This is a genomic window from Martelella sp. NC20 (assembly GCF_013459645.1).
Lineage (GTDB): Bacteria > Pseudomonadota > Alphaproteobacteria > Rhizobiales > Rhizobiaceae > Martelella.
This window is the reverse complement of sequence record NZ_CP054861.1, coordinates 3255441-3276161: the sequence shown is the minus strand read 5'-3', so window position 1 is coordinate 3276161 and position 20721 is coordinate 3255441. Positions and strand designations below refer to the sequence as shown.

18 protein-coding genes are annotated in these 20721 nt (G+C 61.1%); 9 read left to right on the top strand and 9 right to left on the bottom strand.

The window, feature by feature from the left end:
* Nucleotides 1-81 precede the first annotated feature (81 nt).
* Together HQ843_RS15530 and ilvA are read right to left on the bottom strand one after the other, a co-directional pair.
* On the bottom strand, nucleotides 82-408 hold the full coding sequence (locus tag HQ843_RS15530; RefSeq protein ID WP_180897473.1) for an HlyU family transcriptional regulator: 327 nt from the start codon (nucleotides 406-408) through the stop codon (nucleotides 82-84).
* Between the two features lie 60 nt (nucleotides 409-468).
* Nucleotides 469-1725 (bottom strand): threonine ammonia-lyase, encoded by a 1257-nt coding sequence (gene ilvA / locus HQ843_RS15525; RefSeq protein ID WP_180897474.1) that lies wholly within the window; start codon nucleotides 1723-1725, stop codon nucleotides 469-471.
* Between the two features lie 103 nt (nucleotides 1726-1828).
* Here ilvA and HQ843_RS15520 point away from each other — a divergent pair, with 103 nt between their 5' ends.
* The 5 genes from HQ843_RS15520 (at nucleotide 1829) to HQ843_RS15500 (ending at nucleotide 7898) form a co-directional block, all read left to right on the top strand.
* Entirely contained in the window at nucleotides 1829-3283 is a 1455-nt protein-coding gene (locus tag HQ843_RS15520; protein ID WP_180897475.1) for a TrkH family potassium uptake protein, read from the top strand.
* 107 nt (nucleotides 3284-3390) lie between these two features.
* On the top strand, nucleotides 3391-5625 hold the full coding sequence (gene purL, locus HQ843_RS15515) for a phosphoribosylformylglycinamidine synthase subunit PurL (protein ID WP_180897476.1): 2235 nt from the start codon (nucleotides 3391-3393) through the stop codon (nucleotides 5623-5625).
* A gap of 45 nt (nucleotides 5626-5670) precedes the next feature.
* Complete coding sequence (locus HQ843_RS15510) at nucleotides 5671-5904, top strand: BolA/IbaG family iron-sulfur metabolism protein (protein WP_018064326.1); 234 nt, start codon at nucleotides 5671-5673, stop codon at nucleotides 5902-5904.
* Nucleotides 5905-6033: 129 nt separating this feature from the next.
* Complete coding sequence (gene grxD, locus HQ843_RS15505) at nucleotides 6034-6369, top strand: Grx4 family monothiol glutaredoxin (protein WP_180897477.1); 336 nt, start codon at nucleotides 6034-6036, stop codon at nucleotides 6367-6369.
* Nucleotides 6370-6647: 278 nt separating this feature from the next.
* Complete coding sequence (locus tag HQ843_RS15500; protein WP_180897478.1) at nucleotides 6648-7898, top strand: multidrug effflux MFS transporter; 1251 nt, start codon at nucleotides 6648-6650, stop codon at nucleotides 7896-7898.
* A gap of 278 nt (nucleotides 7899-8176) precedes the next feature.
* Here the strand turns inward: HQ843_RS15500 and HQ843_RS15495 are convergent, their stop codons facing one another.
* On the bottom strand, nucleotides 8177-8878 hold the full coding sequence (locus HQ843_RS15495) for a DUF899 family protein (RefSeq protein ID WP_180897479.1): 702 nt from the start codon (nucleotides 8876-8878) through the stop codon (nucleotides 8177-8179).
* 117 nt (nucleotides 8879-8995) lie between these two features.
* Nucleotides 8996-9823, bottom strand: coding sequence for an inositol monophosphatase family protein (locus tag HQ843_RS15490; RefSeq protein ID WP_180897480.1), 828 nt, complete (start codon nucleotides 9821-9823; stop codon nucleotides 8996-8998).
* 277 nt (nucleotides 9824-10100) lie between these two features.
* On the opposite strand from HQ843_RS15490, the gene rpsD reads away from it, so the two are divergent.
* A complete protein-coding gene (gene rpsD, locus HQ843_RS15485; protein ID WP_180897481.1) occupies nucleotides 10101-10718 on the top strand; it encodes a 30S ribosomal protein S4 in 618 nt (205 codons plus the stop codon).
* 75 nt (nucleotides 10719-10793) lie between these two features.
* Here rpsD and ald read toward each other — a convergent pair whose 3' ends face one another.
* On the bottom strand, nucleotides 10794-11912 hold the full coding sequence (gene ald / locus HQ843_RS15480; RefSeq protein WP_180897482.1) for an alanine dehydrogenase: 1119 nt from the start codon (nucleotides 11910-11912) through the stop codon (nucleotides 10794-10796).
* Nucleotides 11913-12058: 146 nt separating this feature from the next.
* Between ald and HQ843_RS15475 the strand changes: the two genes are divergently transcribed.
* Complete coding sequence (locus tag HQ843_RS15475; protein ID WP_180897483.1) at nucleotides 12059-12520, top strand: Lrp/AsnC family transcriptional regulator; 462 nt, start codon at nucleotides 12059-12061, stop codon at nucleotides 12518-12520.
* Nucleotides 12521-12522: 2 nt separating this feature from the next.
* Here the strand turns inward: HQ843_RS15475 and HQ843_RS15470 are convergent, their stop codons facing one another.
* Entirely contained in the window at nucleotides 12523-13104 is a 582-nt protein-coding gene (locus HQ843_RS15470; protein ID WP_180897484.1) for a GNAT family N-acetyltransferase, read from the bottom strand.
* Nucleotides 13105-13241: 137 nt separating this feature from the next.
* On the opposite strand from HQ843_RS15470, the gene HQ843_RS15465 reads away from it, so the two are divergent.
* Nucleotides 13242-15230 (top strand): bifunctional 2',3'-cyclic-nucleotide 2'-phosphodiesterase/3'-nucleotidase, encoded by a 1989-nt coding sequence (locus HQ843_RS15465; RefSeq protein WP_180897485.1) that lies wholly within the window; start codon nucleotides 13242-13244, stop codon nucleotides 15228-15230.
* Between the two features lie 405 nt (nucleotides 15231-15635).
* Here the strand turns inward: HQ843_RS15465 and HQ843_RS15460 are convergent, their stop codons facing one another.
* Both HQ843_RS15460 and cckA read right to left on the bottom strand, forming a co-directional pair.
* Complete coding sequence (locus tag HQ843_RS15460) at nucleotides 15636-16766, bottom strand: hypothetical protein (RefSeq protein WP_180897486.1); 1131 nt, start codon at nucleotides 16764-16766, stop codon at nucleotides 15636-15638.
* A 40-nt stretch (nucleotides 16767-16806) separates the two neighbouring features.
* Nucleotides 16807-19401 (bottom strand): cell cycle histidine kinase CckA, encoded by a 2595-nt coding sequence (gene cckA / locus HQ843_RS15455; protein ID WP_180897487.1) that lies wholly within the window; start codon nucleotides 19399-19401, stop codon nucleotides 16807-16809.
* A 254-nt stretch (nucleotides 19402-19655) separates the two neighbouring features.
* Between cckA and HQ843_RS15450 the strand changes: the two genes are divergently transcribed.
* On the top strand, nucleotides 19656-20012 hold the full coding sequence (locus HQ843_RS15450; protein ID WP_180897488.1) for a flagellar biosynthetic protein FliO: 357 nt from the start codon (nucleotides 19656-19658) through the stop codon (nucleotides 20010-20012).
* Nucleotides 20013-20085: 73 nt separating this feature from the next.
* On the opposite strand, the gene dksA is transcribed toward HQ843_RS15450, so the two are convergent.
* Nucleotides 20086-20505 (bottom strand): RNA polymerase-binding protein DksA, encoded by a 420-nt coding sequence (dksA, locus tag HQ843_RS15445; RefSeq protein ID WP_180902170.1) that lies wholly within the window; start codon nucleotides 20503-20505, stop codon nucleotides 20086-20088.
* Nucleotides 20506-20721: the final 216 nt, after the last annotated feature.

Here is a 20721-nt window from a genome sequence, read left to right as displayed (position 1 = left end):
GCATTTCGTCCGCCCTCAAACCGGCGTCGATCCGCTCTCTGTTTGTTGCCCCGCTGTTCGCTGCCGCGAGCGGGAAATAATTTACGCCGTGCGGCTCTTGGCGCCGTCGGAAAACAACGACTTGCCGTTCTGGTCGATGATCTGCTTGCCCTTGCGGAAGGTCCACTCGATCGCCTCGTCCTGCGAGGAGAACAGGTCGGCGCGGATGAAGGTGCGCGTCAGGGTCTCGTCGCTCACCTCTTTTTCGATTCGTCCCTGAAGGCGATACTGCGCCCCTTCCTTGACCGGCTCGGCGAAGATGATGCAATCCTCGTGGACGATCGATTTCACCGCCTGCTCGTTTTCCCGCCCCTCGCCGCTGGCGCCGCCAGAAAACAGTGAGCCAATCCGAGAAAAAAACGATGCCATCTTCGAAACTCCTTTTTTGTCTTTCTAGCCGATCGGCGACTGCTGCGCCAGCGCTGCCCGTCAGATGATCAGGTTGGCGAGAATCTCGTTTTCCGTAATATCCTGATATTTCAAGCCGTTTCGCGCAAAATTCTCAAACAGGACATGAAAGTTCTCCGGTCGCGAGGTCTCGATGCCGATCAGGATGGAGCCGAAATTGCGCGCCGATTTCTTTAAGTATTCGAACCGCGCGATATCGTCATCCGGCCCGAGAAGAGCGAGAAAATCCTTGAGCGCGCCCGGGCGCTGCGGCAGGCGCAGAACCAGGTATTTCTTCAGTCCCGAATAGCGCATCGCGCGCTCCTTCACATCGGGAAGCCGGTCGAAATCGAAATTGCCGCCGGAAACCAGAACCACGATCTTCCGTCCGCGCACCTTGTCCGCCGGCAATCTGGCAAGCGCGGTCAGCGCCAGCGCGCCCGCCGGCTCCAGCACCACGCCCTCGACATTCAGCATCTCCGTCATGGTGACGCACAGCGCGTTTTCCGGCACCGCCATCACCTGATCCGGCGAAAACCTTTTGAGCGCTTCGAAATTGGCGTCGCCGATGCGGCCGACCGCAGCCCCGTCCACAAAATTGTCGACATCGGCGAGCGTCACGATCTCGCCGTCGGCAAGCGAGCGTTTCAGGCTCGGCGCGCCCTCCGGCTCGGCAAACAGATAGGCCTCGTCCGGCAGGCGATCGCCGAAATAGCTTGTTATTCCTGCCGACAGCCCGCCGCCGCCGACCGGCATCACGATCAGATCGGGCAACCCGTCCCGTTCCGGCCAGGCATCCTCGATCTCGCTCGCAACCGTTGCCTGCCCCTCGATGATATCGGGATCGTCGAACGGCGGCACCATGATGCCGTCATTATCTGCCGCAAATTTGCGGGCGGCCGAATAGCAGACATCGAAAATATCGCCGACCAGTTCGATGCGGATGAAGCCTTCGCCGAAAGTCCGGGTCTTGTCGATCTTCTGCTGCGGCGTCGTGACCGGCATGAAGACCACGCCCTCGACGCCGAAATGCCGGCAGCAGAAGGCAAAGCCCTGGGCGTGATTGCCGGCTGACGCGCAGACGAACACTTTCGAGGCCCCGCCCCCGGCCTCGCCCATGCGCTTGCGCATGAAATTAAAGGCGCCGCGCAGCTTGTAGGAGCGCACCGGCGACAGGTCCTCGCGTTTCAGATAGATATCCGCGTCGAACTTCGCGCTCAGATGCGCGTTGCGCTGCAACGGCGTCGCATCGAAAAGATCTCTGAGCGCGGTTTTGGCCGCTATCACGTTGTCGCGCATTTCCTGCTTCCCATTGAGTTTGTCCGACGACACCGCTATGGCATACAAACCGGGTCACGAAAAAGCCCGTATCTGACAAGAAAGTATGACAGGGAACTGACCCTTGAACGCCACGCTTCTGCGGTCTGCCTTCTATATCGCGGCGATTTGCGGCATTTATCTCGCAGCCGCGATGTTCGTTCCGGCCATGGTAGACCTCTATTACGCGAATGCCGACTGGCAGGTTTTCGCCCTTTGCGGCTTCATGGTCGGCGGCGTGAGCGCGGTCACCGCGGTTGCCATGCGCGGCAATCCGCCAGCCTTCAGCCGGCGACTCGGCTTCTTCCTGGTCAACCTGTTGTGGATGACTTTCGCCCTTATCGGCGCGATCCCGATCTATCTGGCGAGCGGCGAACTGACCTTCGCGCAGTCGCTGTTCGAATCGGTGTCGGCGATCACCACGACCGGTTCGACGGTGTTGACGGGGCTCGACCACACCGCCCCCGGCCTGCTTCTGTGGCGCTCCCTGCTGCAGTGGATGGGCGGCATCGGCATCGTCGCGCTCGGCCTGTTCATCCTGCCGTTCCTCCGCATCGGCGGCATGGCCTTCTTCAAGATGGAATCATCGGATACCGGCGACAAGCCCTTTGCCCGGATGGCGAGCTTCACCCGGGCGTTTCTGGCGATCTATCTCGGCATCACCCTGCTTTGCGCGATCTGCTACGGTCTTGCCGGCATGTCGCAATTCGATGCGTTCAACCATGCCCTGACGACGGTGGCGACCGGCGGCTTTTCCACCCACGACGCCTCATTCGGTTATTTCGACAGCCCTGCCCTGCTGTGGGTCGCGGGCTTTTTCATGACGCTGTGCAGCCTGCCGTTTTCGATCCTGATCCTGTTCGTCGTGCGCGGCAGGCTCGATTCGCTGCGCGATCCGCAGATCATGCTGTTCCTCGGCTATCTGTTTGTCGCGGTGTTCCTGCTCGCGCTTTATATCAGCCTCAATGACCAGATGGACTTCGTCACGGCGCTGACCCAGTCCTTCTTCAACGTGTCGTCGATCCTGTCGACCACGGGTTACGCCAGCACCGATTATTCGCAATGGGGCACGTTCGCGGTGGTGCTGGCGTTCTTCCTCACCTTCATGGGCGGCTGCTCGGGGTCGACGGCGGGAGGAATAAAATCCTACCGCTTTCTGATTCTGTTCAACATGCTGCGCACCGGCATGAAGAAGCTGATCTATCCGAACGCGGTCTATTCGGTTCGCTACGGCCGGCTCAGCGTCGATTCGGAAACCCAGCGCGCCGTTTCGATGTTCTTCACCGCCTATATCCTGCTCTGGGCCTTCGGCAGCCTCGGCATGTCGCTGCTCGGCTACGACCTGATCACCTCGACCACCGCCGTGCTGACCGCGCTCTCCAATGTCGGCCCGGGCCTTGGCGATATCATCGGGCCGGCGGGCAATTTCTCGACCCTTGCCGATCCCGAGCTTTGCCTGTTGTCGATCATGATGCTGCTCGGCCGTCTCGAAATCCTGACCGTCGTTGTCGTGCTGATGCCGATGTACTGGCGCGGCTGACGCTCCGGCCGGACTGGAAAAACCGAAAAACCATGTCGCCTCGCGTTGCAACATCGTTTATGGAACGCGAAGACCATCTGAAAACCAAAGCGGGATGCTCACGTCTCATGACCCTTTCGAACAGCCAGGTCATCACCCCCGAACTGATCGCCGCCCACGGGCTGAAGCCGGATGAATACGAGCGGATATTGTCGCTGATCGGCCGCGAGCCGAGCTACACCGAACTCGGCATCTTTTCGGCGATGTGGAACGAGCACTGCTCCTACAAGTCCTCCAAGCGCTGGCTCCGGACGCTGCCGACCACCGGCCGCCGGGTCATCCAGGGTCCGGGCGAGAATGCCGGCGTGGTCGATATCGATGACGGCGACTGCGTCGTCTTCAAGATGGAGAGCCACAACCACCCGTCCTATATCGAGCCCTATCAGGGGGCCGCGACCGGCGTCGGCGGCATTCTGCGCGACATCTTCACCATGGGCGCGCGTCCCGTTGCCGCCATGAACGCGCTGCGCTTCGGCGCGCCGGACCATCCGAAAACGCGCCACCTCGTCTCCGGCGTGGTGGCCGGCGTCGGCGGCTACGGCAATTCCTTCGGCGTTCCGACCGTCGGCGGCGAGGTCGAATTCGATGCCCGCTACAACGGCAACAATCTCGTCAACGCGTTTGCGGCCGGCATCGCCCGCACCGACGCGATCTTCTATTCCGAGGCCAAGGGCATCGGCCTGCCGGTCGTCTATCTCGGCGCCAAGACCGGCCGCGACGGCGTCGGCGGCGCGACCATGGCATCGGCCGAATTCGACGCGGACATCGAGGAGAAACGCCCGACCGTGCAGGTCGGCGACCCCTTCACCGAGAAATGCCTGCTCGAAGCCTGCATGGAACTGATGAAGACCGGCGCGGTGATCGCGATCCAGGACATGGGCGCTGCCGGCCTCACCTGCTCGGCCGTCGAGATGGGCGCCAAGGGCAATCTCGGCATCGAACTCGACCTCAACCGCGTGCCGGTGCGCGAGGAAAACATGACGGCCTACGAGATGATGCTCTCGGAAAGCCAGGAGCGCATGCTGATGGTGCTCGATCCCGAAAAGGAAGAGGTCGCCGAGGCGATCTTCCGCAAATGGGGTCTCGATTTCGCGATCGTCGGCAAGACCACGGACGACCTGCGTTTCCGCGTGCTGCACAATAACGAGGAAGTCGCCAACCTGCCGATCAAGGATCTCGGCGACCAGGCGCCGGAATATGACCGCCCGTGGCGCGAACCCGATACCCGCGGCACGCTGCCCGCCCACCTGGTCGAGGCGCCCGCCGATTACAACGAAGCGCTTTTGAAGATCATCGGCGGACCGAACCAGTCGAGCCGGCGCTGGGTCTATGAGCAGTATGACACGCTGATCCAGGGCAATTCGCTGCAGCTTCCGGGCGGCGATGCCGGCGTCATCCGCGTCGACGGCCATCCGACCAAGGCGCTGGCGTTTTCCTGCGACGTGACCCCGCATTATGTCGAGGCCGATCCGTTCGAGGGCGGCAAGCAGGCCGTTGCCGAGTGCTGGCGCAATATCACCGCGACCGGCGCGGAACCGCTGGCGTCGACCGACAACCTCAATTTCGGCAATCCCGAGAAGCCCGAGATCATGGGCCAGTTGGTCAAGGCGATCGAGGGTATCGGCGAGGCCTGCCGCGTACTCGATTTCCCGATCGTCTCGGGCAATGTCTCGCTCTACAACGAGACCAATGGCGAGGCGATCCTGCCGACGCCGACGATCGGCGGCGTGGGACTTCTCGCCGACTGGCGCAAGATGGCGCGGATCGGCTCGTTTGCCGAGGGCGACCATGTCATACTGATCGGCAATGACGGCGAGCATCTCGGCGCATCGACCTATATGCGCGATGTGCTTGGCCTGATCGACGGCCCGGCGCCCACGGTCGACCTCCAGCTTGAACGCCGCACCGGCGATTTCGTGCGCTCGGCGATCAATAACGGGCAGGTCACCGCCTGCCACGATATTTCGGCGGGCGGCCTTGCGGTCACCCTTGCGGAAATGTGCATGGCCGCCGGCAAGGGCATGGAAATCAGCATCGCCCAGGCGCGCGGTCCCGCCCACGCCCTGCTCTTCGGCGAGGATCAGGCGCGCTATGTCATAACCGTGCCGGCGCAATACGGCAATTTCGTCTGCGCCTCGGCGGAAGGCAGCGCGATTGCCTTCCGCAGGCTCGGGATCGTGAACGGCGATGCGCTGGTGATCGACGAACTTGTTTCCACGCCCGTCGAGGAGTTGCGCACCGCCCATGAAATGTGGTTCCCTCGCTTCATGGCCGCATCAGGCGGCGACAACCAGTCGGCATAAGATGGCAGCCGGCATAAGAACGACATCCATCGAGGAGCATTCACCATGGCGATGAGCGCGGGCGAAATCGAAGACATGATCAAGGCCGCCCTTCCCGATGCCAGCGTCACGATCCGGGATCTGGCAGGCGACGGCGACCATTTCGCGGCCGAAGTGGTATCGGAAAGCTTCAGGGGCAAGACCCGGGTGCAGCAGCACCAGATGGTCTATGACGCCTTGAAGGGCAATATGGGCGGCGTCCTGCATGCCTTGGCGCTGCAGACCTCCGCTCCCCAATAGCCAAGCGGGCCCCATTCGGCTTTCGGTCAATTCATCGCCGCACGGGGTTGGCGAATGTCAATCGATCGATTATATGCTGAAAGCAAATAATAGCTACGGACCTTGAACCCGTATGTGAAAGGATTGCACATGAGTGACATTCAGACTGCCATCAAGAGTGAAGTCGACAGCAATGATGTTGTGCTGTTCATGAAGGGGACCCCGCAATTTCCCCAGTGTGGCTTCTCCGGACAGGTCGTCCAGATTCTCGACTATCTCGGCGTCGATTACAAAGGCGTCAACGTGCTTGCCGATGGCGACCTGCGCCAGGGCATCAAGGATTTTTCCAACTGGCCGACGATCCCGCAGCTTTACGTCAAGGGCGAGTTCCTCGGCGGCTGCGATATCGTGCGCGAAATGTTCCAGGCCGGCGAGCTTCAGGACCATCTGTCGACCAGGGGCGTGGAAGTTCGCGGCGCGGCCTAGAGTGTCGGGCGGAAAACCGGGATCCGGTTTTTCGCTAACCCGACGCGTCAAGATAAGGAATCTGGAGCATCGGGCGATGCCAACCAATCGTCCGATGCTCTGGAGCGCCGTGCGTCCCGTCGGACGCACAAAGGACGCTCTAACGTATTGAATCTGCGCATCCCGGCAAATCTTGCCATTCGCGGGCGCGCTTTTGAGTGCGCCTGCTTTTGTGACCTCACCGAATTGACCGGGCGCCGCATCTGCGGCGCCTTCTTTTGCTTTCAGGATTGATTGTTGTGACAGAAACATTACAGACACCGGCGGCGATTGCCCGCAAGGCTCCCGGAAAGTGGGAACTGGTTGCCATGATGGCGGGGCTGATGGCGCTCAATGCGCTCGCCATCGACATCATGCTGCCCGGATTGAAAGAGATCGGCGCCAGCCTCGGCGCCACCTCCGATAACGAACACCAGTTCATCATCACCTCCTATGTTCTCGGCTTCGGCATCGCCCAGCTTGCCTATGGGCCGATCGCCGACCGCTTCGGGCGCAAGAAGCCGCTGCTCGTCGGACTGGTGATCTATTTCATCGGCGCCGTGCTCTGTGCCTTCGTGCCGAGCTTCACGCTGATGCTGCTGGTGCGTTTCTTCCAGGGCCTCGGGGCCGCGGCCACCCGGGTGATTTCCGTGGCGGTTGTTCGCGACCTGCATGGCGGCCGCGCGATGGCCGAGATCATGTCGCTGATCATGATGGTATTCATGATCATCCCGATCATCGCGCCCTCGATCGGCCAGACGATCATGCTGTTCGGCGACTGGCACCTGGTGTTCGTGTTCCTGGCGCTTGCCGCCCTCGGAAACTTCCTCTGGGTCACCTTCCGCCTTCCGGAAACGCAGCACCCGGAAGACGTGGTGGAACTGACGCCGAAGGCGATTGCCCGCAGCGCCAGGACCGTGCTGACCAACCGCGTCGCGCTGTTCTACACGCTCGGCACCACCTTCATCATGGCCTGTATTTTCGGCTTCGTGAATTCGGCGCAGCAGGTCTATGTCGAAATCTACGGTCTCGGCACGCTGTTTCCGGTAGCCTTTGCCGGCATCGGCATCGTGATGGCGATCTCATCGCTGGTCAATTCCCGCATCGTCGGGAAGGTCGGCATGCGCAGGTTGTCCCATGGCGCCATGATCGGCTTCACGGTTACCAATGGGCTGTGGCTGCTGATCGACCTGATGTATGGCGGCGTCATGCCGTTCTGGCTGTTTTATGGCCTGTTCATGGTGGCCTGGTTCCAGTTCGGCTGGATCGCGCCCAACTTCAATGCGCTGGCGATGGAGCCGCTCGGCCATGTGGCGGGCTCCGCCTCGTCGATCCTCGGTTTCTCCAGCACGGCGTTTTCAGCGCTGATCGGGGCGATGATCGGGCTTGCCTATAACGGCACCACCACGCCGATGATCGCGGGCTTCTTCGTCTTTGCCGCAATCGCGCTCGGCTTCACGCTGATCGCCGAGAAGGGCAAGCTTTTCCAGCCTCACAACCCGGAAATCTGAGGTCGCGACGAGACGCAAACAAGGGCGCCCTTGCGGCGCCCTTCAGACTGCTGACAAAGTCCCTTTTCCGACTCCTCCGTCATGCCGGCCTTGAGCCGGCATCCAGGGCCGCTTGTGGTGAAGTTCAGAAAAGAGTCTTTGCGCGCAATGACTTGCGCTTGCTGGATCCCGGCTCAAGGCCGGGATGACGGCAGAAAGCGAGGCAACGCCGTGATGGCGCACGATGTTTGTCAACAAACTGAAGGGCGCCCTTGCGGCGCCCTTTTTCTTGGCCGGGTTCAGTTCCCGCCGTCATAGGACAGGCTCGGATACCAGTCGCCGCCCCTGCCCTCGGGCGTGGTATCGAGCAGCAGCCAGAGCGTGTCCTGCTGAACCGCGCCGCGCGGATCCTGACCGGGGTCGGACATATCGAAGCCGATTTCCTCGCTCCAGAAATGGCGGATCCTGCCGTCGCGGCGGGTGAACACCGTATAGCCCGGCATATCCGCATCCTCTGCACTGACATAGTCGCGGGTAAAATCTCCGTCCGTGTCGGAATAGAACGGGATCTGCCTCCAGCCGCGGTCGCGTTTCCACTGTTCAAGCCGCTCGATCGGCGAACGGGCCGTGACCGCCACGGCCACGCGCTGACGGATATCCTCGATCTTGCCTTCCCAGGTGCCGACCATCGACGTGCACATCGGGCATGGCGCCTTGCGCTGCGGCCCATACATGAAGCTGTAGATCACCAGCGTATCCTTGTCGCCGAAAAGCTCCGAGAGCGTCACCGGGCCAGCCAGACCGGCGAAAACATAATCGCGCGGCACCTCGCCGCCGGGCGGCAATGCCCGGCGCAATGCGGCCGTTTCCTCGATCTGCCGCCGCAATTCGATTTTCCTGATCAGCAAGGCGTTGCGCGCCGTGCGATAGGTCGCATCCTCATTGGGGAAATGCGCCGTATTGCGGGCCGCAAGCTCTGCCGCCGGAACGAGATCGCTCATGATAAAACTCCTCCTGCTTCACCTGACCCATTTTAAGTTGATATCAACTTAAAATGCAAGACCCTGTGTCGCGGTCGGCAATCCGATCCCGCAAGGTCGATCCCGGCAGGAAGCCGCCTAAAGCGTGAAGACCTTTTCCTTCAGTTCCATCCAGCTGTCCTTGTCGGTTGCGCCGAGCAGGCCGCCGTCCAGATGGCTTGGCAGGTAGGGCGAGCCGTCGTAGCGGGCGATATAGCCGCCGGCTTCCTGGCCGATCAGCACGCCTGCCAGGTGATCCCACGGCATCAGCTTGAAATAGGTGAAGAAATGCAGGCCGCCGGCGGCAAATGCGCGGTATTCGACGGCGGCGCAGCGATAGCTGGCGGCGTAGCGCACCTTTGCGGTATTGGCGAGAAGCGTGGCCCGGTTTTCCTTCGGCATGAAGGCAACGGACGCCGCCCCGAGCATCTCCTCGAGATTGACCGGCGCGGCAACCGTCATTTTCCGCGCGGCGCCATTGGCGCGCTTCAGCCAGGCGCCGCCGCCCTTTTCCGCCATCATGAAATCATCGCCCAACGGGTCATAGATCAGGCCGGCGACGGTTTCGCCGTTGACGACGACGGCGGCCATCACGCCAAAGCCGGAAATGCCATGGGCGAAATTGAAGGTGCCGTCGATCGGGTCGACCACGACCGCGACTTTCGCGTCCTTCAGTTTGAGGAGCAATTCCGGATCGGCGGCAACGCCTTCCTCGCCGATGAACAGCGCCTCGGGCAGGATCTCGGCGATGCCGGCCTTGATCACCCGTTCAGCAGCGGTGTCGGCGATCGTCACCAGATCGCTGGCCTCGGTCTTCTCGGCGACATCGGCCGCATCGAGATTGCGGAAACGGGGCAAGATTTCCTGTCTGGCGGCGTGTCGCATCAGCCCGGCGATGGCGTCGAGCGTTTCGGAGGTGATCGGCATTCTTGATATTTCCTGGCTGGGAGGGTTGTTGCACCCGGTTAAACCATGACCGCCATGCTCGAGTCCATGCCGCGGGCGTTGACTTTCGGGCAAAACCCGACTATCAGCGCGCCAACACTGAATTGTTCGGTGTTCTAACCGACATGTCCCGTGGTTTTCCGGGCGCTTTTTTCCGCGAAAACCTGTCAGGTCCTTCGAAAGAAGGCGCCAAAGGAGGGCGTGTTTCCTTGGGCTCCCGGCCATGCCGGTCCCGTTTTGTTGAGATTAAGGAAATACGATGAGCAAGCGCGAATCGTCCAAGCATAAAATCGACCGCCGTATGGGCCAGAATATCTGGGGCCGTCCGAAGTCCCCGGTCAACCGCCGCGAATACGGTCCCGGCCAGCACGGCCAGCGCCGCAAGGGCAAGATGTCCGATTTCGGCGTGCAGCTGCGCGCCAAGCAGAAGCTGAAGGGCTATTACGGCGAACTGCGCGAAAAGCAGTTCCTCGCGATCTTCGAGGAAGCCAACCGCCGCAAGGGCGATACCGGTGAAAACCTGGTAGGCCTGCTCGAAAGCCGTCTCGACGCGATCGTCTATCGCGCCAAGTTCGTGCCGACCGTTTTCGCGGCCCGCCAGTTCGTCAACCACGGCCACGTCACCGTCAACGGCGTTCGCGTCAATGTCGGCTCCTACCGCTGCAAGGCCGGCGACGTAATCGAGGTGCGCGAGCGTTCCAAGCAGCTTGCTAGCGTTCTCGAAGCGACCCAGCTCGCAGAGCGTGACGTTCCCGAATACATCGACGCCGACCACCACAAGATGACCGCCACCTTCGTTCGGGTCCCGTCGCTCGCCGACATCCCCTACGCCGTCATCATGGAACCGAACCTCGTGGTCGAGTTCTACTCGCGTTGATCTTTCGCGATACGCAATGCGAAAAGCCGCCTTTCGGGGCGGCTTTTTTTGTTGGCGAAAGTGGATGGCGCGGCCTCAGGCGACCTTGAGGGCCGCCTCGGGACCTGCAAGCTCGTAGCCGAGCGCTGCGGCAACGGCGGCATTGGTCACGCGGCCGCGATGGACATTGAGCCCGTTGCGCAGATGATGGTCCTCGGAAAGTGCTGCAAACCCCTTGTCGGCAAGCATCAGCCCGTAATGCAGCGTCGCATTGTTCAAGGCGGCAGCGGAGGTGATCGGAACCGCCCCCGGCATATTGGCGACGCAGTAATGCACCACCCCCTCGACGACGAAGGTCGGATCGGAATGGGTGGTGGCGTGCGAGGTCTCGAAACAGCCGCCCTGGTCGATCGCAACGTCGACCATGACCGCGCCGGCCTTCATGCCCGGCAGCATTTCGCGGGTCACGAGTTTCGGAGCGGCCGCACCCGGCACCAGCACCGCGCCGATAACCAGATCGGCGGCGAAAATCTCGCTTTCGAGCGCTTCCATGGTCGAGTACAGCGTTTTCACCCGGCCGCGAAACAGATCGTCCAGCGTGCGAAGGCGCGGCAGCGAGCGGTCGAGGATCGTAACCTCGGCGCCAAGGCCCGTCGCCATCAGGGCGGCATGCAGGCCGACGACGCCGCCGCCGATCACCACCACCTTGCCGGGCTGCACGCCCGGAACGCCGCCGAGCAGAACGCCGAGCCCGCCATTGGCCTTCTGCAATGCGGTGGCGCCGGCCTGGATCGAAAGCCTGCCGGCCACTTCCGACATCGGCGCCAGGAGCGGCAACCCGCCGCGCTCGTCGGTCACCGTCTCATAGGCGATTGCCGTGACGCCGGAGGCGAGAAGTCCCCTGGTCTGTTCCGGATCGGGCGCCAGATGCAGATAGGTGTAGAGCAACTGCCCTTCCCTCAACTGCGCCCATTCCGAAGGCTGCGGTTCCTTGACCTTGACGATCATATCCGCTCTGGCAAAAACAGTTGCCGCATCCGGGGCGATCGTGGCGCCCGCCGCGCGGTAGGCGTCGTCTCCCGCGCCGATTCCGGCGCCCGCGCCGGTCTCGATCATGACCTGATGGCCATGCGCGACATATTCGCGGACCGATGCCGGCGTCAGGCCGACACGGTATTCATGATTCTTGATTTCCCTGGGACAGCCGACAAGCATTTCGATCTCCTCACTCCAATCGGGGCAACCTGCCTTCGATTGAAACGCGAAATCGCAGCAATGTCCTTGCAAAGTTAACCTTGATTTTTCACTTTTTCCGTATATTTTTCGAAAAAGAATAACAAAAATCGAAGGGTATTCGAACGATGGACATCGACGACATTGATCGTGCGATCTTGAAGGCGCTCCAGAAGAACGGCCGCATCACCAATGCCGACCTGGCGGAAACCGTCGGCCTGTCGCCGTCAGCCTGTTCCAGACGGCTCGATATATTGGAAAAGAGCGGCGTGATCGAGGGCTATACCGCCAGAATTTCGCCGGAAGCGCTCGGCTACAAGATGGTGGCGATCGTGCAGATTTCGCTTTCCGGCCAGTTCGCCCGCACGCTCGCCGAATTCGAGGAGGCCGTCAAGCGCTGCCCGAACATCATCGTCTGCTACATGGTCTCGGGCGTCTACGACTATACGCTCCGGGTGGCGGCGAAGGACCTGAAGGATTACGAACGCATCCACCGCGACTGGCTGTCGGCGCTGCCGCATGTAGTGCAGATCAACTCGTCCTTCGCGCTGAGGCCGATCATCGAGCGGATCAATGTCGGAGTGGATTGAGGCTATCCCTTGTTCGGCTTCACCAGCAGCAGCCAGTTTTCGCCCTCCGCCTTCCAGTCCTCGGCGGTGACGATTGCCGCGCGCGCGGTCTCGCGAAAGCCGAGCCGGTCGTGAAACCTGCGTGCCGGCGCATTGCCGTCGGAGACGATCAGGGCGAGATCGCGCCCGCCGGCCATCCGCTCGGCCTTTTCCATCAAAATTGTGCCGAGCCCGCGCCGGCGATACTCCGCATAGGCGGCAAGCACGTGGATATAGTAGCAGCCGAAAGCCTGCGACTTCAGCGCCTTCAGCGGTTCGAACACGGCATGCTCCGCCTCGCCGGTCGGCGTGTCATGCTCCAGCGGATAGGCAAGCAGCAGGGCCACGATGTCGGAGCCGAGGGTTGCGACCGTGCCGTTCGTCCAGTTGACCGCCTGATCGACGCGCTGAACGCTGTCACGCCCGGCCTGCCAGGGATCGCCCTTTCCGCCCTCCAGCCGCCCCCAGCGCCACAGCGGCAGACCATGATCGGCGATATTGATAAGCCGCACCATGTCCGGCGCATCCTCCGGCGTCGCGCGCCTGATCGTAAAACTCGAAACCAATCCACCCCTCCCCCAGTTGACCCAAAGCCGCCTGTGCGCCTAGCCTGTCATTAAGCTTTCACAGACTTGCAATTCATTCCATGATCATTGTCAACCGCTTGAGGGTGCGAAGCACCACAACGGAAACGGAGCTGCCAATGTCCGCGCTTTTCGAAACTCACCTTATCTCCCGACGCACACTGCTGCGCGGCATGACCGCGGCCACCGCGATGGTCGCCCTTCATCCTTTCTCAGCAAGGGCCGCCGGCAATCAGGCGCATCTGAGACTGATGGAAACAACCGACATCCATGTCAACGTGTTTCCGTATGACTATTACGCCGATAAGCCCAACGACACGATGGGTCTCGCCCGCACCGCCTCGATCATCGACGCGATCCGCGCCGAATCGACCAATTCGATGCTGATCGACAATGGCGACTTTCTGCAGGGCAATCCGATGGGCGATTACATCGCCTATGAGCGCGGCATGCAGGACGGCGACGTCCACCCGGTGATCAAGGCCATGAACGTGCTCGGCTATGATGTCGGCACGCTTGGCAATCACGAGTTCAATTACGGCCTTGATTTCATGCACAAGGTGCTGGCGGGCGCGAACTTCCCCTATGTCTGCGCCAACCTGACCACCGGAGCCCTGGCCGATGACCCGACCAAAGACGATCTGATGGTCAAGCCCTACCTGATCCAGGAGCAGATGATCACCGATGGCGACGGCAACAAGAGCCCGGTAAAGATCGGCTTCATCGGTTTCGTGCCGCCGCAGATCATGGTCTGGGACGAGAAGAACCTTTCCGGCAAGGCCAATACCCGCGATATCGTGGAGGCGGCGCAAGCCTGGGTGCCGGTGATGAAGGACGAAGGCGCCGATATCATCGTGGCGTTGTCGCATTCCGGCATTGATGGCACCGGCCCCGCGCCGCTGATGGAAAACGCCTCGCTCCACCTTGCCGGCGTCGAAGGCATAGACGCGGTCTTCACCGGCCACCAGCATCTGGTTTTCCCCGGCTCGGATGATTTCGCCGGCATTGAAGGCGTCGATATCGAAAAAGGCACGCTCAAGGGCAAGCCCGCCGTGATGGCCGGTTTCTGGGGCTCGCATATGGGCCTGATCGACCTGCTTCTGGAAAAAGACGGCAACAGCTGGACGATCGTCGACTTCACCACCGAGGCGCGGCCGATCTACCACCGCACCGAGGACCGCAAAGTCGTTGCCAATGTCGAAAGTGATGCCGCGGTCATCGCCGCCGCCGAGGCCGATCACGAGGCGACGCTGGATTATGTCCGCACGCCTGTCGGCAAGACATCGGCGCCGTTGCAGTCCTATTTCGCGCTTGTTGCCGACGACCCGTCCGTCCAGATCGTTTCCAAGGCGCAGACCTGGTACACCAGGGACATGCTGAAGGACACGGAATACAAGGACTTCCCCGTCCTCTCCGCCGCGGCGCCCTTCAAGGCCGGCGGTCGCGGCGGTCCGGATTACTATACCGAGGTCCCGGCCGGCGACATCGCCATCAAGAACGTCGCCGACCTCTACCTCTACCCGAACACCGCCCGCGCCGTGCTGATCAACGGCGCTGAGGTGCGCGAGTGGCTGGAAATGTCGGCGGGCATGTTCAATCAGATCGAACCGGGAGCCACCGACGCGCCGCTGCTGAACCCGGATTTCCCGTCCTACAATTTCGACATCATCGACGGCGTGACCTACAAGATCGACCTGTCGAAACCGGCGCGCTACGCCAAGGACGGCAGCCTCGCCAATCCGGACAGCCACCGCATCGTCGATCTTGCCTATGACGGCAAGCCGATCGACCCCGAGCAGCAATTCGTGGTGGCGACCAACAACTACCGCGCCGGCGGCGGCGGCAATTTCCCGGATATCAATTCGGATGTGATCGTGTTCGTCGGCCCTGACACCAACCGCGACGTGATCGTCCGCTACATCGTCGATCAGGGCACGATCAACCCGTCGGCCGACTTCAACTGGACCTTCGCCCCCATGCCCGGCACCACCGCCACCTTCGAAACCGGCCCCCGCGCGGCGGAATACATTTCCGATGTGAAGGGCGCGAAGATCGAAACGGCGGGCGATGGAGAGGGCGGGTTCGCGCTTTATCGGGTGGTTTTGTGATCGGTTGAATTTTCGGCAGTTGCAATAGCAGGGGGTGGGCTTGGGGGCCGCTGACAAAGCCGCCCCACCCTCTTTCGTCACCCTCGGGCTTGTCCCGAGGGTCTAAGCACGTACCCGCGCGACAAGCGTTTCGGGTTAAAAAGGAAGAAAGAACAGCGTGTTACCAACCGCAGACCCCGCTCGCATAGAGGGGTGATTAGATCCTCGGGTCAAGCCCGAGGATGACGCAGAATACAGGAAGACGTGTGTCAGCAGCCGAGGGTCAGACTTGGAATCGGCCATTGTTTGTCCCCTCTGACCCACTTCGCGCAATCCTCGGGCTTTGACTCAGTGAGTGCAAATCCAGCACAGTGGGAACGTATCGTCAATCAAATCGAATGTCGGAAAACTTAGAACAAGCCTCAGTTATCGAGAGGGCTGAATCAGTCTCCCGTTCACGCGGAATTTAGAAACTCGTCGGTTTCGCGACATCCTAATCAGCGCATCGTCGTCGTCTAATCGTTTCCCACTGATATCGGTCGCGGCAATTCCAGAGTTGTCGATCAAGCAATTGTGAAATTTCAGAACTCCGAAACACCGCGCCTCAATAAATGTCTCTGCAAAGGTGCAAGCTTCAAAAATGACGTCCCCTAAGACGGCCTCCTCAAACCGAATTCTCGAAAGGTTATAATTAACTAGGCGCACTTGGTGCAGGTGAATACCACGTAACGCTAAGCCCTCGTCATCATGCTCCAATTCCAGCCACCGCCGTCTCCAGTTCGTGCGAGCGACCGCCGAGAGAGCCGCCATGACAACGAAGTCAGTGGCTGGAAGCGTCGCAGGGTCGAAAGTACGTCTTTTTTTATAAACCATTTCTGTTGGGGCCGCGCAGCGCTCCAACAAGAACTGGCGAAGCGTCCTAAGCACAGGCTCTTGATATTCTCGATAATCTTCCCGCGCGACTACTGACAACAATTCGATACCGCCCAGCTTGGAACTGTCTGCCGCAGCACCCAGCAACTCGATACCCTTTTGATAGCGATTTGCGACAGCCGCGCGCTGATTTACGCGGTAACTTCTCAAGGCAAGAAATGCTGCGATAATCGCGACTACCGTTGTCATCAAGCCAATGATGAGATCGTACACGCTCTTGGAACCCACCCAAAATTCGTAGGCGATCTTTCCGTCTGGAGTGGCAAGCGAAGTCAGAACTTCTTTAAGACTTGGGACCGCCATGACTATAAAAAATACCGTAGCCGCTGCGGCCAAGACATAGACAGGCCAGTCCCCGCGCCGCCGCTGCCTATAAGTAGTTAACCTGGTCAGCCGCTCTTCTGCTAACAGCACTGCAAAAATTCCTCTCCGATATGCACGGCGGAACATCCTTGAGATTTTTCTGCGCAACTTTAGAAACCCTTTAGTCATACCTGCATCAGTACAACTACTTGGCCTGCCTAACAAATAGGATGTAGCACTGGCACCAACATGTGTACGCTTGTTGGGTGCCATTTTTGAAAGGAAAGGTGGCGATGCTGCGGTTGCTTTCAGCTTGAGCACCGATGATTTCAGAACGTCTGAATTGGGGGCGCAAAAAACCTCACCCCTCCCGGATCATCTCCCATACCGCCGCCACCAACTGTTTCAGATTATACGGCTTCGGCAGAAACCCGAATTTGGCGTCTTCGGGCAGGTTCTTGGCAAACGCGTCATCGGCGTAGCCGGAGACGAAGATGAATTTGAGGTCGGGATAGATCCGGCGCGCCTCGCGCAGCAGCGTCGGGCCGTCCATCTCCGGCATCACCACGTCGGACACCACGATATCGACCGCGCCTTCGAGCTTTTCGAGGATCTTCAGCGCGTGGACGCCGGTGTCGGCCTCGTAGACGGTGAAACCACGCATTTCCAGCATGCGCTTGCCGGAGCGGCGCACCGCATCCTCGTCTTCCACCAGCAGCACCACGGCGGACTGGCCGGTGAGGTCCATATCCTCCTCGCGCGGGGCCTCGTTGTCGCTCTCATTGCCCTCGCCGAAGGCGGCGGCGATCGGCTTGCCCTTGTGGTCCTTCGGGGCCTCGGCCATATCCCTGTCGCCTTCAGCCCGCACATGGCGCGGCAGCAGAATGATGAAACGCGTGCCCTTGCCGACTTCGGAAACCGCATGGAGATAGCCGCCCGACTGGGTGACGATGCCATAGACCATGGCAAGGCCGAGGCCGGTGCCCTTGCCGACATCCTTGGTGGTGAAGAACGGCTCGAAGATCTTGTCCAGCACTTCCGGCGGTATGCCCGTGCCGGTATCGGCAACCTCCACCATCACGAAATCGTTCTCCGGCACCTCGCGCACGCCGAGGCTTGCCACCTCAGTCGCCGGCACATTGCGGGTGGTCACCGTCAGCGCGCCGCCGCCCGGCATGGCATCGCGGGCATTGACCGAGAGATTGGTGATCACCTGGCCGAACTGGCCGGGATCGGTCTTCACCGGCCACAGATTGCGGGCGAAATCGGTGGTGAGACGAACATCCGAGCCGCCGGTGAGGCGTTCGATCATCATCCGGTTGTCGCCGATGACATCGTTGAGATCGACCACTTCCGGCCGCATCGTCTGCTGGCGCGAGAACGCCAGCAATTGCCGCACCAGGCCCGAGGCGCGGTTGGCATTGCGCTTGATCTCGACAAGGTCCGCGAACTCCGGATCGGAGGCCCGCGACTGCAGCAGAAGATGATCGGCCGACAGCAGGATCGCGGTCAGCACATTGTTGAAATCATGCGCGATGCCGCCGGCAAGCGTGCCGACCGCATTGAGCTTCTGGGTGCGCGCCATCTGCGCCTCCAGCGCTTTCTGCTCGCTGATCTCGATGACATAGACGAGCGCCTGCGCTTCCGGGGCGGAGCCGCTGGCGCCATGGACGAAGAAGCGGAAATGCCTGCTGTCGTCGCTGAAATGACGCGCCTCGAAGGGCGCGATATCGCTCCTGCCCTCGGCGGCCGCCGCCAGCGCCTCGTCCAGCCGCGGCCGATCATTGGCATCGATCAGGCCGCCGGCGCGCGTCCCCGAGCCGATATCCTCGCGCCGCACCAGATCGGCGAACATGGTCAGAAAGCGGGTATTGGTGGTCAGCAGCCTGCCGTCGCGGTCGACGGTGGCGATCGCCATCGGCGTATCGTCGAAGAAGCGGCCATGGGCGGCATCGCCCGCGCTCTCTTCAGCCTCGCGTTTGACGATCACCGTCCGGCTTTCGCCCGGCCGGCCTTCGCGCCCGCCGACAGCCTCGTGGAGCATGACGACCGGCATGGTGTGGCCGGATGAAAGCCTGAGGTTCGCCTCGATCCGTTCGCTGACGCGGGCGCCGGGTTCGGGATCGAGCGCTGCCAGAAGCACCATGCCGTCGCCAGTCGCAAGATCGGCAAACTTCAGCCTGCCGGGCACGAAGGCTGCAAGGTCAACGCCGAGCCAGCCGGCTAGGGTAGCGTTCATGTAGCGCAGCTTGCCCTCGCCGTCCGCCGCCAGAAAGCCGACCGGCGCATGGTCGAGATAATCGATCGCCTTCTGCAATTCCCGGAAATAGCGCTCCTGCTCCTGGCGCTCCTCGGTGATGTCGGAGATCTGCCAGATGTGAAAATTGCGGGTATTGGCGCGGCTGTCGGTCACCGGGAAGAACCGGGCGCGAAGACGATACCAGCGCGGGCCTTCCTCGTTCGAAAGCGGCTTGGCGAGACGAAACTCCTCCTGCCCGTCACGGCCGGCGCGCACCGACTGGCTGAGACGATAAAGCACTTCCGAACTCTCCGGCTCCTCCGACAGCAACATGTCGAGCGTGGAAGGCTCCGCCGCCCCCGTGAGCCGCCCATAGGCCGCATTGGCATAGACCAGCCGGTTGCGATGATCGGTGATGACCACCGCTTCGGGGTACTGATCGAGAAACGGCCGGGCGAAGTGATTCTGGCGGCCCGTCGGAAAAAGCTCCACCAGACCGGTCAACGCGGCCAGCACGAAGAACACGCCGAGCACCGCAAACAGGCCGAGGATCGCCAGCAGAAGATCGGCCGGCAGATAGCCGCGATACTGATAGGCGAGTGCCACGATCGTCGCCAGGATGAGCAGCACCAGGGCCAGCCGGGAGATGATGCCGGCGCCGAAGCCGCGCCTGACCGTGGTCTCGCTTCCCGTGTCGTCCTTTTGCCCTGATGTCATTGAAACCTCGTCGTCCGTCCGGCCCGCGCCGCGAAAACATCGTTCGTGCCCGATGCAACAGGATCGGCCAGTTCTGCAAGCCAATATAGCGACAAATGCTTAATTTTGGGTATTGCCGCCCGGTTTCGGCCATCCCGTGCGCCGTTCTGGTGATATTGCCAAAAAAGGCGGGATTTCAATCCGTAAGCCATGCTAGATTGTCGCGCAAATGCGCAGACAAGGCGCGGACATGGCATAGCAGTGAAAGGCAGACGATGGGCGACTTGAGCTTCAGCAACGTGATTTTCGATTTTCCGCTGGTGGCGCTCGGCGTGATCATCCTGATCATCGTTGCGATCTGGGTTCTGATGCATCTCCGCCCGCCATCGCCCTTCATCAGGGGCGGCAAGAACCGCAAGCCGCGGCTGTTCGTGGTCGATGCCGCAGCCGTCGACGCCCGTCGCCGGGTGGTGCTGATCCGGCGCGACAATGTCGAACATCTTGTGATGATCGGCGGTCCGAACGATATCCTGCTGGAAACGCGCATACCCGCGCCCATCGGCGCGCGCCGGACGCCTTCGGGCGATGAGCCCGCACCAAAACCCGCAACCGCGCCAACCGAACCCAGGTGATTCGGCGACCACCCTGAACAATAATGACAATCAAAAGGCCGCGTCCTCTGGCGCGGCCTTTTGATGTGTCATGCTATTCGTCGCGGTAGACTTTTTCACGTCGCTCGTGACGTTCCTGCGCCTCGATCGACAACGTGGCAATCGGCCGCGCGTCGAGCCTGCGAAGCCCGATCGGCTCACCCGTCTCCTCGCAGTAACCATAGGTTCCCTCGTCGATGCGACGCAGCGCCGCGTCGATCTTCGAGATCAGCTTGCGCTGGCGATCACGCGCACGCAACTCGATGGAACGGTCGGTTTCGGAAGAGGCCCGGTCCGCCAGATCGGGATGGTTGGCGCTTTCGGCCGCCAGATGCTCAAGCGTTTCACGCGCCTCACGCAAAATGTCGTTACGCCAGGCGATCAGTTTGGCCCGAAAATAGGCTCGCTGGTTGGGATTCATGAACTCTTCGTTATCGGAGAGAACATAGCTACTAAGATCAATGTTCTTGTTCAAAGCCATTCTCCTGAACAACACCCCACGGGCGGTGTATATCCCAAACAAACACGCCAGTTCAAGCCTCTGCTTCATATTTGAGCAGGTAAAAAACTGTTGAAAAATTAGGCCCCGCCTGAAGATTGCCCTCTCTGTCGCAATGCCGTTGCAAAATTGCGCGGCTGCCGTCCCGGCGATCGCTTCCACGCGCTATACGTGCAGCGCGACCACCGGTAA

Bases quoted from the DNA above. Each gene is read 5' to 3' on its own strand.
- purL (WP_180897476.1), top strand. From the start codon at position 3,391: ATGACCCTTTCGAACAGCCAGGTCATCACCCCCGAACTGATCGCCGCC.
- HQ843_RS15450 (WP_180897488.1), top strand. From the start codon at position 19,656: ATGGGCGACTTGAGCTTCAGCAACGTGATTTTCGATTTTCCGCTGGTG.
- HQ843_RS15495 (WP_180897479.1), bottom strand. From the start codon at position 8,878: ATGAGCGATCTCGTTCCGGCGGCAGAGCTTGCGGCCCGCAATACGGCG.
- ald (WP_180897482.1), bottom strand. From the start codon at position 11,912: ATGCTTGTCGGCTGTCCCAGGGAAATCAAGAATCATGAATACCGTGTC.
- HQ843_RS15465 (WP_180897485.1), top strand. From the start codon at position 13,242: ATGTCCGCGCTTTTCGAAACTCACCTTATCTCCCGACGCACACTGCTG.
- rpsD (WP_180897481.1), top strand. From the start codon at position 10,101: ATGAGCAAGCGCGAATCGTCCAAGCATAAAATCGACCGCCGTATGGGC.
- grxD (WP_180897477.1), top strand. From the start codon at position 6,034: ATGAGTGACATTCAGACTGCCATCAAGAGTGAAGTCGACAGCAATGAT.
- HQ843_RS15530 (WP_180897473.1), bottom strand. From the start codon at position 408: ATGGCATCGTTTTTTTCTCGGATTGGCTCACTGTTTTCTGGCGGCGCC.
- ilvA (WP_180897474.1), bottom strand. From the start codon at position 1,725: ATGCGCGACAACGTGATAGCGGCCAAAACCGCGCTCAGAGATCTTTTC.
- HQ843_RS15510 (WP_018064326.1), top strand. From the start codon at position 5,671: ATGGCGATGAGCGCGGGCGAAATCGAAGACATGATCAAGGCCGCCCTT.
- HQ843_RS15475 (WP_180897483.1), top strand. From the start codon at position 12,059: ATGGACATCGACGACATTGATCGTGCGATCTTGAAGGCGCTCCAGAAG.
- HQ843_RS15490 (WP_180897480.1), bottom strand. From the start codon at position 9,823: ATGCCGATCACCTCCGAAACGCTCGACGCCATCGCCGGGCTGATGCGA.
- cckA (WP_180897487.1), bottom strand. From the start codon at position 19,401: ATGACATCAGGGCAAAAGGACGACACGGGAAGCGAGACCACGGTCAGG.